The sequence below is a fragment of the Burkholderia sp. WAC0059 genome (assembly GCF_002870125.1).
Classification (GTDB): Bacteria; Pseudomonadota; Gammaproteobacteria; order Burkholderiales; family Burkholderiaceae; genus Paraburkholderia.
Genome location: NZ_PNEO01000018.1, coordinates 20,694 through 35,378, shown reverse-complemented (window position 1 = coordinate 35,378; position 14,685 = coordinate 20,694). Strand labels below are relative to the sequence as shown.

13 protein-coding genes are annotated in these 14,685 nt (G+C 57.5%); 3 read left to right on the top strand and 10 right to left on the bottom strand.

Features of this window, described 5'->3' with window-relative positions; genetic code table 11:
• Positions 1-104 precede the first annotated feature (104 nt).
• From CY652_RS18110 to CY652_RS18090, 6 genes are all read right to left on the bottom strand, one after another.
• Positions 105-1,394 (bottom strand): TniQ family protein, encoded by a 1,290-nt coding sequence (locus tag CY652_RS18110; protein WP_258002357.1) that lies wholly within the window; start codon positions 1,392-1,394, stop codon positions 105-107.
• A complete protein-coding gene (locus CY652_RS18105; protein ID WP_374703673.1) occupies positions 1,391-2,338 on the bottom strand; it encodes an AAA family ATPase in 948 nt (315 codons plus the stop codon). The genes CY652_RS18110 and CY652_RS18105 overlap by 4 nt, the downstream gene beginning before the upstream one ends.
• A 98-nt stretch (positions 2,339-2,436) precedes the next feature.
• Positions 2,437-5,145, bottom strand: a complete 2,709-nt coding sequence (locus CY652_RS18100) for a Mu transposase C-terminal domain-containing protein (protein ID WP_102132096.1) — start codon at positions 5,143-5,145, stop codon at positions 2,437-2,439.
• Positions 5,146-5,163: 18 nt separating this feature from the next.
• Positions 5,164-5,511, bottom strand: a complete 348-nt coding sequence (locus CY652_RS24150; RefSeq protein ID WP_146010142.1) for a hypothetical protein — start codon at positions 5,509-5,511, stop codon at positions 5,164-5,166.
• A gap of 472 nt (positions 5,512-5,983) precedes the next feature.
• Positions 5,984-6,685 (bottom strand): DUF2290 domain-containing protein, encoded by a 702-nt coding sequence (locus tag CY652_RS18095; protein ID WP_102132095.1) that lies wholly within the window; start codon positions 6,683-6,685, stop codon positions 5,984-5,986.
• Positions 6,672-8,825, bottom strand: coding sequence for a DEAD/DEAH box helicase (locus tag CY652_RS18090; RefSeq protein ID WP_102132094.1), 2,154 nt, complete (start codon positions 8,823-8,825; stop codon positions 6,672-6,674). The genes CY652_RS18095 and CY652_RS18090 overlap by 14 nt, the downstream gene beginning before the upstream one ends.
• A 1,393-nt stretch (positions 8,826-10,218) precedes the next feature.
• On the opposite strand from CY652_RS18090, the gene CY652_RS18080 reads away from it, so the two are divergent.
• A complete protein-coding gene (locus tag CY652_RS18080) occupies positions 10,219-10,926 on the top strand; it encodes a hypothetical protein (protein WP_146010141.1) in 708 nt (235 codons plus the stop codon).
• 115 nt (positions 10,927-11,041) lie between these two features.
• Here CY652_RS18080 and CY652_RS18075 read toward each other — a convergent pair whose 3' ends face one another.
• The 3 genes from CY652_RS18075 to CY652_RS24140 are packed head-to-tail and all read right to left on the bottom strand — an operon-like array spanning position 11,042 to position 12,057.
• Positions 11,042-11,377, bottom strand: coding sequence for a hypothetical protein (locus tag CY652_RS18075; protein WP_102132169.1), 336 nt, complete (start codon positions 11,375-11,377; stop codon positions 11,042-11,044).
• Between the two features lie 60 nt (positions 11,378-11,437).
• On the bottom strand, positions 11,438-11,821 hold the full coding sequence (locus CY652_RS24145; protein WP_146010140.1) for a hypothetical protein: 384 nt from the start codon (positions 11,819-11,821) through the stop codon (positions 11,438-11,440).
• The gene (locus tag CY652_RS24140) at positions 11,818-12,057 is read right to left on the bottom strand and encodes a hypothetical protein (protein ID WP_146010139.1); all 240 of its coding nucleotides are present in this window, start codon (positions 12,055-12,057) and stop codon (positions 11,818-11,820) included. Before CY652_RS24140 ends, CY652_RS24145 begins: the two co-directional genes overlap by 4 nt.
• 998 nt (positions 12,058-13,055) lie before the next feature.
• Here CY652_RS24140 and CY652_RS24920 point away from each other — a divergent pair.
• Both CY652_RS24920 and CY652_RS18070 read left to right on the top strand, forming a co-directional pair.
• Entirely contained in the window at positions 13,056-13,247 is a 192-nt protein-coding gene (locus CY652_RS24920; RefSeq protein WP_258002356.1) for a hypothetical protein, read from the top strand.
• A complete protein-coding gene (locus CY652_RS18070) occupies positions 13,216-13,653 on the top strand; it encodes a substrate binding domain-containing protein (protein ID WP_258002355.1) in 438 nt (145 codons plus the stop codon). Before CY652_RS24920 ends, CY652_RS18070 begins: the two co-directional genes overlap by 32 nt.
• Before the next feature lie 42 nt (positions 13,654-13,695).
• On the opposite strand, the gene CY652_RS18065 is transcribed toward CY652_RS18070, so the two are convergent.
• Positions 13,696-14,589, bottom strand: a complete 894-nt coding sequence (locus CY652_RS18065; RefSeq protein WP_102132091.1) for a LysR family transcriptional regulator — start codon at positions 14,587-14,589, stop codon at positions 13,696-13,698.
• Positions 14,590-14,685 lie beyond the last annotated feature (96 nt).

Here is a 14,685-nt window from a genome sequence, read left to right as displayed (position 1 = left end):
TGGGTGCTAGCCTAAAGGGATTTTGCTCGCGGAAGCTCGCGATTCAGGCGTAAAAAAGCCGGCGCAATGCCGGCTTCAGATGTTGATGCGGTGGGTTCTTCAGCTCATGAGGTTCTGTCCCTGGCATCCTGCACCAGGTGAATGACCTTCCTCACGCTGCCGAGCACTTCAGGCGCAACGCGCTCGCGGATTTCCCGCATGTTGATCGCCTTTCCGTCCGAGACGATGTCGCGGGATGCATCTTCGATAGCTGTCGCCGCTTTCCCCCTGCTCTGCTGTGCGCGCCGGGCCATGTACTGCGTCCAGCGCTGGGCCAGCACGCGTGCTTCCCGGTTGGCATGCTGATAGAGCAGGCGCGGATCGATGTCCAGTCGCCGCGCCGCTTCCAGCACACTGATGATTCCCGGTAGATGGCTCATTGCCGTCAGCTCGGCGCGAACCTGCTCCCAGTCGTGCATCCGTGGTGGCGCGCGTCGCCGGCTCTCCGGAAACAGCAACATGAGTTGAGGAATGTCGATACTCGCGGGAGGCCAGTCAGCGAGGTTACCGGTGAGCAGATTCGGGAGCGGCAGTCCGGCCTGAGACGCAATATGCAGGAGTGCTGACAGGGTCGGTACGCCTCCTTCCCGGAGCCAGTGATGCACGGTCGCCTTGCCGAGACCGATGCGCCGCGCGAATACGGCGCTCTTGCCGTTATCGAGCCGGGTCACCAGTTCATTGATCGTGTCGTGCAGCGTCGCAGCATGGGGCGGTGAATCGAGCATCGCCTGAGTTGTGAGCATGTTGCCGATCTGCGCAGTCTTCCACATTTCTTCAGGCGTCGCCGGCGTAAGCGGATCGACATTGCCGAGAAACGCGCCGCAGTGCGCACACCACCCGGGCACGACACAGGAGGCGTTATGCCGCGCGTCGGTGCGGCAGCAGTCCGGGCAGACGTGGACCAGACTGATCCGGTGACGGGCACAGACAGTGACTGCACCGACGTCCCACGCCAGGCGGAAGTACGGCGTCCGGCCGGAATCGCGGTCTTCGGCGAGGCACAGCGGGCACCACCGGGATGCGGTGGCCGCGAGGCCCGACTGTGCAATGACTTCCCGCCACGGAAGCAGCGTCAGGCGATCCAGGCGCGCTACGCTGGTCAGCGCCGAAAGCGCTGCCGACCAGTTGGCGGCACTCTCGCCCATGCCGTTCAGGTTAAAGAGGTGCCAGTCCCGCTTCTCCGAGAACTGCCAGCCGACTTCCTGCATCACCCTGCGGGCCAGCGCGGCAGCCGACACCGCATGCGAAACCGCCAGCCTGCAGAAATAGCTGCGCAGGCTCTCGATATCTGGCGTCCCGGTTCCGATGGGTTCGAGTGCGTGCAGCATCGAGCGCGGGTTGGTGTGCCGGTTCACATGGCCCTCCCTGCAGCGCGGGCGCCGCCGTTGCGCAACGGCTGGTTCATGATCCGCGTCAGGCTCGGGTTGATGGCTTCCTCGCCCTCCAGGATCTCTTCGAGGATCTTGTTCCTCTGCGCTTCCGTGAGCAGTGCGCGCTCGAGGGTGCTGACCGACCATTTGCCACCCTGTTCGGCAAACCGCGCGGACCGGCTCAGCACGGCGCTCAGCGTGCCGATGCAGCCCAGCGTGTTGCCATGAAGTGCCTCTGCGTACTGCATGAGCTGTCCCGTCCACAAGTCCGGGAGCGCCTTCTCGAACGCCAGCAGGCAGGACTTGAATGCACGGACATCGTTGGCATTGTCTTCGCGGTAGCGCGCGAAGTGGAGGACGTGCGTGCGCCGGGCAAGCTGCCCGGAGAGCGCCATCAGCCGATACAGATCGTAGGAACCGGAGAGCACCATCTGCGTTCCGGACTGGTTGGCCAGCGATTTCAGCGTGTCGAGATGGATCTCGAGCCGGTTGCGGCGCGACTGGCGGATCATGTGCGCCGCTTCGTCGACGACGATGAACTGCACCTGCCGTTCGCGGAGCGTGTTCTCGACGGCAGTGCGCAGCGCAGCCAGGCTGTTTCCGTTCGGCCCGCGCGAGCGCCACACGCGACCGGTCGTGGCATCAACGCCATACGCAACCTTCGGAATGTCGAGCGGCCCGTCGCACTGTGCGAGGATGCGCTGGAAGAACAGGCGCCAGGAGAAATCGGTTTCTCCGGATGCTGGCGCCTCGACGTAGATCGCCGGGATGATGCCGGCATCGCAGTCCATGCGGGCACGCTGCTGGCCGTGTGCGTCGTTGACCATCCGTCTCGTCAGCGTCGTCTTGCCGATTCCGGTCGGCCCGCAGATGAGCAGGATGGTGGACTGGCTGCCGGGGCAGAGCTGCGCGCTCATCTCATCGAGCATCTGCAGGACGCGCGGGTGCGACAGATGGAGCCTGGACAGACTGCCTGCGGTTGGCGAGACAGCCTGGGGTGGAGAGGGCGGACTGAGCGTAGCGTGATTCATCGGGAATTCCATTCGAGGGGAATGTTGAAGGTGTCCTCCGCCGGCGCCTCATTGACCGGCCTGGACTGTTCGGTTGTTGTCGTTGTCGTTGTGCCCGACCCTGCCGGTGTACTGGCAGGACGGGTATTCCCCTCGTTGAGGCTGAAACTGCGACGCAGCCCGGAAACCGGCGTGATGCTCGCCATGTCCAGGCTGTTGTAGAGCAACTTGTTCTCCGCCTGGCATTCACATGCCACGGCGAGCGCACCCTCCGGCGTGAAGGTCTGCATGAACTCGCGCAGACGCTGGGCTTCGCGCGCTTCGTCGACAGGCGTCCTGTTGCGACGGAGATACTCCTCGCCCATAGCTGCGCGCTCGCGCTCGGTGTACTGGCCAAGGCCATTGAGCGCAGGACACACGGCACGTACCCATCCATCCTTCAGGCGCACATAGACAGACGATGCGTCCCAGGGATCGAAGCGGACATCCAGATGCTGCCCGTCATATTTTTCGAGCGACGGGTGCCGGTACATCAGCTCGTTGACCTTGACCCCACGCTGGCCATCTACTTTCCGCGGTCCGCGTTTGACGGGCGGACAGGTGGCGGTCAGGAAGTCCTGGTTGAAAAGGACCTGCGTATGCCCGCGGCCGCCGTTTTCACGGAGGCCACGGACGAAGGCCTCGCGCGGCGATTCGCCAAGAGCCGGATGACGGCTTTCATCGTAGTATTCCGTTGCCCAGTGCTCGAGGCCCCGGTACAGGGCGGGAAGCGTCCATTCCGCCTGTTTTTTCGGGTCATGCGACGACGAAACCCTGCGGGGATTCTTCATTGCCTTCGTATTGCCGGCGAGGTTGTGGATGTATTCGGTATTGGCGTGGCCAAACACGCGTTCAAGCACGGCGCCGTGCCGCGGTCGCCCTGCAGGACGGAAACGCGTGGCACAGCGCATGACGCGCAGGAGCTGCGCAAATGCCTTCGAGTCGAAGTCAGGGCCATTGTCTGTGACGATGCACTCGGGCATCCGCTGAAAGCGCCGCACGATATCGCGGATCGCCATCATGCACGCGACGTAGGACGGCGGATCGAAGCTCAGGTAGAAACCCAGGATACGCCGCGACCACGCGTCGATGGCGATGCTCAGTGTCGGCTTGCCGAGATTCCTGCCCGTGGTCGACGAGACAAGCTCGATGTCGAGCGTGGTGTGGTCGATGTGGACGTACTGGAACGGACGGGTGCCGTGTACGTGCGTGTCGTAGTGCAGGGCATCGACGAACGGGCCCTGCTGGTAGGCCTCGCGCTGCCCATGACGTATCCGCACGTCGTGAACGGTCGCCTGGGCCTTGATGTAGTGGATGAGGGTTGGGTAGGAGACCGCCTTTGCCTCACTTTCATTGCTGAGCGCGACGTAGAAGCGGTAACAGGCCTTGTAGTTGGGCGCCTTGTTGGTACGCCAGAATTCGTCGATGACGCGCTGGATCAGCACGAGCTGGATTTCGCTGAGCCGTGCCGCGCGGTTTCCGCGCTGGCGGATGTCGGGGACGAGGGCGAGGACGTCGTCCGTGCCGTATGCGTGGGCCAGGGCCTGACGGGCCCGCAGGCGACGCAGTGTGCGTTCGGAGAACCCGGAGCCCGACTCGACCGCAGCCTGCCGCTGCAGTGCGATTTCGAGTTCCTGCCCGGTGTAGTGACTCAGGTTGAGCAGGGAAGTGCTGCCTGGCTCGACGATCCTGATGCGCTGCGTGGTGTGTGCCTCGATCAGCCAGTCGTGCTCCAGCTCGATGTTGCTGCCATCCGGCTTTGTGCAGACGACCTTGTTCTCGCCGAGGAGATCAATGCGCAGGACCTGGCCTTCGTACTCGAATTTCGTTCCTTCGGCGATCTCGAAAGTGAAACGTTCGGTTCCCGCGGCGATATCTGACCGCTGGTCCGCCAGCAGGAAATCGCGGAGGGAAGCGTCGCGGTACAGGTGAAAGAGCCGCTTGTTGTCGGTCAGTGGCTGGCGGTCGAGCGCCGTGACGACCAGGTGATCGGCAATGGCCTTGTTCAGCTGATCAGCGGTGAAACCGTGCGGGGCGTGGAGCAGTTCGTGGAACGACAGCGCGCCGTGCTCCCGCAGCGCCGCGTTGAGGCGAGAAAGGACTTCAACCGGACAGGCCTCCGCTTCAGGCAGGAGATATTCCGCCAGGTATTCGAGGTTGGCGACATAGACGCGGGGATGACTCTCGCCGGTGAAGATACGGTAGTGGATGCCGAGATCGGCGAAGTGCTTTTCCACCCCCGGTGCGCGCCATGTGCCGTCCGCTTCCCTCGTGTATCGCCAGGGCTTTTTCTCGACCAGGCGGGCGAGCATGTTTTCGGTCTTCCATTCCTCCAGTGTGAAACCGTCCGCGCGGATGACCAGGAAATCCGGCGTGTGTTCGATCTCGCGGATTTCGCCCGTGGCCTCGTCGACGAGTTCGATCACTTCCTTGCAGGGCTGGGGGAAATACTCGAGCACGCCGGCATCGAACTCATGGCGAACCGCTGCCGGATATTCCACACGATAGCTTGAGGTGGCGATTTCGCAGCCCATCTTGCGGCTGTACATGATCGTCCGCACCGCGCCGCCCTTGGAATAGATGTCGCGAACCGGGGCGTTGATACGTGCCCGCATGACAAGCTGACGCCCGTTCGGCGGTGTGCCGAGGCGGTCGAAAAGGTCTGTCAGGGCGGCTTTGTCCAGCATGATGACGGCGAAACGGAATTAATGAAAAATGTCGATGGAGGCGAGTTTTGCACCATGTTTTTCCTGAATGCAAGTAGGAAATTCTGTGAATATCCCCATAAATCGATAAAACCCCCTGAGAATAAGCGGAGATTTTGCCCGGAAATTTTTTAATAGGGACCGATTAAATTGGCGGTTATAAAGGGGTACGGCGCCCGGCAGAGGGAGTGATGAACGCACGGGGTGCAGATCGATGAAGGGCCTGGCGGGGAGTTGCATGCCTTGGCGACATACGGCAAATCCGGGTCGCGCTGACGGCGCGACCGACGACGTCAGTGACCTCACCGTTGCCGGCCGCGGCGGATTGCTGCGGGGAAGCTGTTCCATCGCGCGCTCCCGATTCGTACCCTCTCATAAATAGGGCACTAGCCTCGTGGAGGCCGGGAGGCGATGGTAGATATGGCTGGTACTGCGAGCTGGTATTGCGCCAGCCGACTTTCAACCTAGGCTATGAAGCCGTGATCTACGAACCAGGGATTTCACGTATGCATCACGCGCAGCGATTCCTTCGACGGACGTCTGTAGACTCAGCGGACGGCACTGCTAGGTAACCTGACGCTCCTGCGACCCATCTCGGGCTTTTGTCCCTCATTGATCTTAATGGCCGCTTACAAGACACAATGCAGTGATGGGCAGTGGACTCTCAGCCGGAGAGAAACTTCAACCGCGCTCGTGTGCCAGAGAGGCCGTTAAGGAAGAAATCCTATATTCTCGTAAGCTGGATGTCTGACACACATCGTCGGCACGATCAATAGCATTTGCCGACAGACATGTCCGCGCATGGACCTGATTTTCCCGCTTAGCTAAAAAAGAAAGATCGCTCTTCTATTTTTTCGAAGAGTTCAGCGGAAACGAGTCGGCAGTTCGTTTTCTCCTCGATAAGCATCCGCTCGAAAACATTGCTTATATCCTGCTCGTCATTATCACCAATTTCTTTCCATGAAAATCCGTAGTAGGCTTTGAAAACCAATAAAGAAAATGCAAATGGCGTCAAAATTCTATTTAAGGGCCACCGATTTTCAGAGTGAAAACCGATATGAAAATGTGAACATGGATGTCGAAATTTTCTGCGCTGATCTGGCGCATTTTCATATCGGAACATTGGTACGCCACTACTTGATGAATTATCCGAAATGAGTGAAAGATACTCCTCGTGGGTAATCATTTCGGCTGTCACGAGTTCTCGAAGGCGCTTGAATTTAGACAAATCCTCTTCCTTCCCAGAGATGAAAGGATTGGGATAGAACGCATAACGGACATAGCTCTCTCGTTCCCAGCTAAATTGAAAATAAGAATAATCCGATAGCAATACATTATAATGTGACATGCTTAGACCAGCCAAGTAGATGTCAGTGTACAATGTGTCGGAGGAGAATAACAGGTCACGGAATTTTTCGTTGACAGGAAGTATACCCGAATTTCCGAAGACTTCTGCAATACCCAAAAGCTCTGCGGTATCCCAAGTTCTATTTATTCCTCGGATTACATCAGAGCGATCCATTTTTTTCCTCGGCAGAAAGCAGATCAGCGATCTCATCGTCGCTGAAGCCTTCGCTTTTCAACTTGGCAAAATATTCGTTTCTAATTCGCTTTGCCTTAATGGATCGTTGGCTAAGATCTCGTTGAATCAGATTGATTTTACTCAGATCTGGCATTACAAATCTTAGAGATGGAAAGTCGGCAGCGGCGGCATCAATTTCCTCTGCCACTCGGAGGGCAGAGTCTTTATAGCCCGAAACTCGGAGCCAAGCCTTCGTTCTCGTGAATGCAGCGAATAGCTTATTCCGGTCGGATCTCAAGCTTAGTGCTAACGCGTCAACACCCACTGCGAAAACTACAGCGGCTTCGTTCCCTTTTGCTCTGTAGACTGTTGAAAGTGTTATTTTTCCAGGAATGGTGAACGGCGGCTCGGTATATGGGTCCGCGTGTATGTTGTTTGTTGCGATCTGGTGGCGAGCGAAGCCGGCAGAGATAAGCTTGAAATAGTCGCGCATATTCCTGTCGTCAAGCGCTACGACAAGAATGTCCTCAGGCTGAAGCCCTCCACGCAAGAACTCGAGGGCCTTCGTTATAACCCACTCCACCTCTTCGTGCAGATTGCTTGCGACCATGTGCTCAATGAGCGACGGCAAGCCATCGCGCTGAATCGATACAGGACTGTTTTCGGCAGGTCGCACGATCTCAATATGATTTCCTACGCGGAAATCGGGCGTTAGGACATCATATCCTACGTCTTGCCAGTGGTCAGGGCTTTCTAGTAATTGAACGATATTCGAATAAATGCCGAATCCAAGTGCATGGGCGGTCACTAGGATTTCGCGTTGATTACGGTAGCATTTGCTCAGGACTGTATCATTTGTCGCTCCGGGCGGCAGCCCGTGCTCCGCTCGAGCAAGTGATATCCGTGGCATACCATCCGAATCTTCACCAAATAATTCTTCTGGCGAGCGCATCCTGACGTTCAGGATATTTTGCAGGTCATCGTATGCCCAGACTATGTTTTTGCTATCGCGGTCGCCCAACGCTAGTTCAAAGCAGAGATTATAGAAAGCCGCAGGGAAATCTTGCCCTTCGTCGATCAATACGTGGTCGTAGTATGGCTCAACGTTCAATTGACCCAATAATTCTCGACAAGCGAATTCAAACGGGTCAACTTTAGCTGGCGCAGCGTCTCGTGCCGAACTGTATGACCGCGGCGTTATTCCCGAGCGGCGGCATGCGTCCGCATAGGTCCCACTGGTGCTGGATCCTCCCCATCCGTGGCGAATATGAATCTGATTCCAGTCTGGATCGACTTCCTTATAGTGCCTATAGAATTTCGTGATCAGATTCTTGATCGGTGAACGAAGACTTTTCGTGAAGAAGGTCACGAGTATTCGTTCATTTGGTCGAGTCATGTGAAGGTGAGCCGCCTTCATGGCCAGGATAACCGTTTTACCGGACCCAGCTAACCCGCGAATACGTTGTGGACCATTGATTGTGACCAACGCGGCGCGCCGCTGTTTTTGGTCGAAATTGGCAATTTCGGCCTCAAGCTGTGCAAGGGCTGCCGCGGGGCGTTGAGCTTCCGGATCCTCCACGATTCGCTTGCTGGAGCGTGTTAGTGCTTTCGCTCCCTCCAAGACGGATCTTGCTTCAGCGAAAGTGGTGTCGGGCATTCGGCCATTTGTTTGAGCGGCAAGAAACTCGTCAAATGCAGCAAGCGATGAAATAATTTCGCTTTCGGCTTCGTGAAACAGTTGATTCGAGCGAGGAGCGTCACAGAAGATGACAGGCGTCACAGCTATGTTCAGGGTAGAACGGTCGCGGCGCAATGTCCTGCTCTTCAGCAACCGACCAATCAGGATGCTACAGAATTGGCCTAATGATTCGTCTAGGTCTGCCAATACATGGCTCGGTTGCCGTTCGGCGACGTGTCCGCTAACAAAACGGACCGCGACAACACCATGTATGGGGCTAAGCAGCAATGCGTCCGGCTTGTGAGTGACGGTTTCGTAGTCCGAGTACGTTGGGAAGTCGTAATAGAGTGCAGCGTCATCGAGGTCCAATGCTGTTGCATGGGTCTCCAGATGACTAATGAACTCGCGCCCCATTGGATCCTCGTTGATGCGATCCGTCGTTACCAGGATGTCGATTGGCACGTTGGTCCTTATTCTCGTCAAAGCAGCGTTGCTGCGCCATCAAGCCTCAATCAGCCCGTGTATCGCAAGTTGATTCCTGGTGCTGCTTTGCCCCGAGATAGTCGCGGCAAGAAGCCTTCCCAGCACCATCTGTCGGTCATTTTAGCTTACGGAAAGAAATTGCAGTCGTGCGTAGGTCTGCTGTTCTGCGCGAAGCAATTGCTTGAAAGGTCACTGTTACAGTACTGCTGACCGGTAGTGTCTTGCTGCCGCCTGATATCGTACGAGGTGCCCGTCAGTTTCCGGGCCGGTCACCTCGAACTGCATCAGGTCCGCGTGCGGCGTGACACTGGCTGCAAACCTTCAATCTCGAGGTGCCACCAAATCCAGAAATGGCATTGCTTGTACACCTCCGGGTACGTCGCCTCTATCCACCGATCTGTGTGTCTGAACGCGCACCATAGCGTGGCGTCTGCTGGTTGGAGGCCGAATGTTTCCCCGACAGTCATCCCGTAGGGCGCCACTAACTGCGAAAGCTCCTTGTACGATGACTCGCACCGTTTTTTCCCCGCAAGTCTCATCTCGCGGAGTCGGAGCGACGCGGCATCCAGCATTTCACCGATGGTTCTTTGCTCCCCAGGCAGCACAAGAGCACGGAAGAAGGCCTGCGCTTCCTTTCGCATCCGATTGTGGGACTTTGGGCGTTGCGGAGCGGGTGCTGGATCATCCCGGCCGATCTGCGGGGCAGCGGGTGTGGTCGTGCCGGAGATCAATGTCAGGCACGGATTTTCTCGCGAGGTCTGTGTTGCTCCGGCGCGCCTCCTGCCGCGTCGAACGCCCGTCACGTCGGTCCCGGCTACGAGTCTCAGATGCGTCATGGTTCTACTTCTCCTTGGTTGGTTGACGTTCCATCCGCGCGCTGATGAATGGCACGGACGCAAGCTGGCCTGTCCACAGGACAACTTGACAGACGTCGCAACGTCGCAGGACGTGCGGAAGCCTTTAGGGCTGTGAAGGCCCGTAAGGATATTCAGGAGAAGTTCGACGAACTGCGTCTCAAGTGCATGGCCGACAAATACAACAAGCCATGAACTGTAGGACAGGTATTGGATTTTACGGAACGGGTGCTATGCCAGACCCGGTGAGATCAGTGAGTGACCTCGATCCGTATATGAATGCCGCGAAGATGCGGCCTGATTGCGGAGCCACTGATATTGCTGGTCAGATGCGGCTTCGACGTGGAGAAAGTATCAACCTGTTTTGCGCCCGATGTCAACACGTTTTGTACGGGCGTTGTTCATGTGGTCAGTCCAGGCGATAGCGGAAGGCCCGTGCCTTCTTCATTTTCGGCACAGCGTGCCGATAAGAATGAAGAGCGGCGACAACCCCGGGTTCGCGCCCGGTATCTATCATCATGCTGACGAAAGAGCTTCGTCGCGCGGTCTGCGTCCACGAGGCTGGCCACGCGATTATTCATGCCCTTGGCGGCGCTTCTGTTTATCGCCTTGGCGTTGCCCCGGCTGGCTCCGCATCTTGGTCCTATCCGCCTCGCAAAGGTCGTCCGTGCCTGGACGCGTGGGGTGCCTGCGAGGTTTCGGATGTGCCATTCGCATTCATGCACCTCGAGTGGGATGACGATGGCTTCTGCTTCTGGGCAGACCGGGACCAGTTTGAGCAGTTGGCTCGCGCAATGCGGAAGGCACTGGGTAAGGCCTCCGGGCAGCAGCATGCTGCGGGCACGCCGCTCGCGGTGTGGCGGCATCAAGTACGAGCGGATGCGTGCGGCATTCTTGCCGGACCGATTGCCGAGTCCCTGTACGACGGCTCCGAATTTTATATTGACGATACCGGTCATAGCCCGTCCAACGACCTGGATAGGGCGTTGGGGCTGACGCAGCTATTGCCGTCCCGCGAAACGTTCGAGCGTCTGGGTCACATGACGGAGGATGCACTGAAGACGCCGGGCGTGTGGCGCCGTGTGACGGCACTGGCAGAGGAACTGGAGCACCGTGGGAGCATGGACTACGATGACATTATCGGATTCCTGCCAGAGCCGCTGCCTGATTGGCCGTCGACAACCAGGCGTTCGGCGCGTGCAGCACTCGCCGCCCTGGTTGAATGAGTGTCGCAGGGCGCGTCGATGCCTAAATCCGCCCAGGAGCATAGAGTATAGCGACGCGTGAGTCTCATCGAGCAGTTGTTACTTCACGCGACTCCCCAGACGAGTGCTTTCGCGCTCATGCAGGATTGTCGTCAGCCTCTTCAGCAAGTGCTTGCCGGGTGACGTCAACGCACGATGCCACATCGTTGACTTTGCACCACTGTGTCCAGACGTACTCCCCGTTGTCCGAGTAGCCGGGTTCCCCAATCAGATGGTAAACACGACCCGAGCGGGTTTTGCCATGCCGCGCACTCCGGTCAAATGCAACGATGGCGGTGCTGACCCGACCGCTGCCGTCGTGCTCGTCCGCTCCAACGAAATGTCGAGTCCCTTTGTCCGTTTCAAGGATTCTCCAGTGGTAGATTGAAACCTCCGGTTTGTCGGTTACCGGGGCGATTTGCCAGATTGGCATTGTCATCTCCTGTTCGCAATAGGCTTCTTTACGTGCGCGAGTGTCCCGTGGGCGGTGTGGTTAGCCGCCGGCCTCCTGGGCGCATGAGACACAGAGCACGGCGACGCCGTACCGAGGATGCGTACGTCGAACACCCGGCTGGCCGCAGCGTTCGCAAGTCAGAAGGCTGCGCAGTTCGAGCGCGTTATATGTGTCCCAGACTTCGTCAGAGACATCTCCGCTGAATCCGAAATCCAGCCGGCCGAGTTTCTCCTTCACTATGCCCACTTGCACACTCCCTGGTCCCAGTCGGCGTGCCTCGGCCTGCAGCAGCGAAGAGATCTCGGCGATCAAACAGTACCAGCCGTCACCGCACTCGAAATATTCCGTTCCATACCGTGGTTTCTGGCGCGGGTAGATGTCGGGATAGGTGCGAAAGATCGCTTCTTCGAGTTCCCGTTTCATGCTGGATGTCCTCGCGAGCCGTCCGGCATGCCGGTTGACGCTTCGTAGCCGGAAGCCGATGGCATCTCGCGCAAGCGTTTCGCTATCCAGCTATGGCGGCTCCCTATTCCTTTCCTGATGAGGATGGCGATGTTGAGATCGCGCACTCCGCCACGGAGAGTCCTGGGCCGCGATTCTGCGAGCGCACGCGGTGGTACTTCTTGCAGCAAGTCAGCCGGAATGGCGTGCTGGCTCATGGTGGCTCCTTGTCGTCCGTTTAAAGTGCCGTCGAAAGGAACATAGGCCAACGATGACGCGATATCCAGAATTAAATCGGATTTAGGTGTATGTCCTGATAGAAGATTAATTGCCTATTTTGTCGTGAACGTATATGGATAATTATTTAATTTGGAAAGGTAATTTTAAATGGCGATACAAGAATTATCTTTGTTGTCTGGCATTGCGAAGGCATCAATTTCATGATTCGTCTTGGACTTCTCTCGACCGGGTCAGACGGGGAGCGATTGGCGCATGCAATTGTGCTCTACGGCGACAGGGCCCGCAGATGTTCGTGCGACGCATCGTTCGTCATTGCAAAAAAACAGGTATAGCAAGCTGGATGATTTTCTGGGGCGCGTGAAATCGCTCTTGGAACACGGGCAGTTTTTATGGTCGCATCTGCTGCATATACTTGGCTGTCAGACCTCATGTGCATGACTGATGTTTGTCCGGTGTGTCAGGACCGCCTCCTTCTGGAGCTTCGGCGCGTACCACCGGCTGCGGCAGTGATGACCGTGAGGGGCAGGGCAAGCGTGGCTGAGCTGAAGCCACCTACGTGAGCGTCGACGCCACAAAGAAACCGGAGATCCGGGAGTAATGGCGCCGGACGTGCCCAGCTAACTTTGACCGCCGACGTGGACGGGGAATGACCGGGGGCACGTCGGGGATATCCGCAACCACGGGGACCATCTGAGATAGCGGACGCGCTGGCGACTTCAGCGGCGCGCGGTGGGTAGAGGCTGAAGCGGCCATCTGAAATTTATGCGGCGTGCGACGCAGAAATTTTTTCGGATGAGGCAGGATATCCCGGGCGCGGAGATGCGCCGTAGGGAGGGCCGGCCCATCCCTCAGGTTGGAATTCCTCTTTAAAGGAAATCCTTGAGTAGGAATTCAAACCTGAGGAATTCCGCAGGATGGGCCACATCCGTCGGGGCTGCTGCGCGTTGTTTGTCCCACCTCGCTGGCGCATGCATTCGTGCTGCCACAGGTGCCGAACTTTCTCGAGCGATATCAGGATATAGAACTGGTTCTGCAGATTGGCGACCGGTATGTGAATCTTGTTGATGAAGGCGCCGAACTGGCCATCCGGATTGAGCATCTCGAGGATATGCGCTTTGCGGGCGCGACGCATCGGCATGTTCGAACGGGTCTGCGTCGCAAGCCGTGACTATCTTGCCAAGCGCGGCATACCCTGCACGCCGGGCGATCTGCAGCATCATGACTGCATCGTCTACACGCTGCTATCCTCAGGCAGCACCTGGCATTTGCGAGATCAGGAAGCTTCCGCGTCCGGGCGATTGCGCGTTAATTCTCCACAAGCCGTGCAAGAGGCCGTCGGATCGGGCATTGGTATTGCCCATGGGCCACGCTGGCTGTTCGAGGCGGGATTGAGCGATGGCAGTCTGAAATTGCTGCTGGACGAGTACGCTCCACCGCCGGTGCCGATCCAGCTTCTTTACGTAGCGAACCGTCTTTTGCCAAAGCGAGCGATTGCCTTTATGGACTTCATCGCAGCAGTATATTCCGCCACTCCTGAACTGAACGTAAATCAATTGGAAAGCGGGAAACCGTAGTTGATGAGCTCGATCAAAATTTTTGTAGATAGCAACGGCGATTCACGATTTCCCGTCTAACCGCATCGTAACGAAGTCGATAAAGCTTCTAAGTTTGGGCGTCATGTGACGGTCCGGTAGGTAAATGAGCTGCAACGGCGCACGAGGGAAATCGTATCCGGGCAACAGTCGCACAAGCCTGCCTGCGTCGATGGACTCCTGCACCAGGTAGTCAGGCAGCATAGCAATACCGATTCCACTGAGAACGGCCTGTAGCAGCGCCGGTCCGTTATTGACGGAAAGTTGACCCGAGACTTCTATGGTTTCCGTTTCCTTGGTCGAACCATCGAATTGCCACTCACGCTCCGGCGTGATGTAGTGGAACGCAAGGCAATTATGCTCACGTAAATCTTCGGGCGTAGCTGGCGTACCTCGCGCGTCGAGATAGCGTGGAGCCGCGCAGATTACCCGATTCAAACTACGCAGCGGACGTACAACCAATCCGCTGTCCGGCATGCGGCCAAATCGCAGTGCAGCATCGAATCCCTCTTCCACGAGATCGACGACGCGGTCGTTGAGCTGCAAGTCGATACTTACGTCCGGGAAATCACGCAGATAGTCGCTCAATGCTGGGACAAGCAAGTGAGAGCCCAGCGTGATTGGTGCGCTAATCCGCAGCTTGCCTGCGGGCTTCGTATGCATGTTTTGCGCCTCACTGTCGGCTGCGTCGATGCGAGCCAGGATGTCCACACATTTTGCGTAATACGCCGCGCCGATTTCGGTCAGGCTTTGTCGGCGCGTCGTGCGGTTCAGCAGCTTGGCCCCCAGATGCCGCTCCAACGCCTGGATGTGGTTGCTCACCATCGTCGGTGAGATGTCGCTGGCTCCGGCTGCTGCAGTGAAGCCGCCGAGTTCCACGACGCGAACGAATACCTCGATGCTCGTCAGACGATCCATTGCAAACTCACGCTTAAAAGTAATTCAAGTATTCAGTAATTTATCCAATCTAGCGTTGAAATTAAAGTGCAATCCAGTGGGGTGGGGCAGAAACCG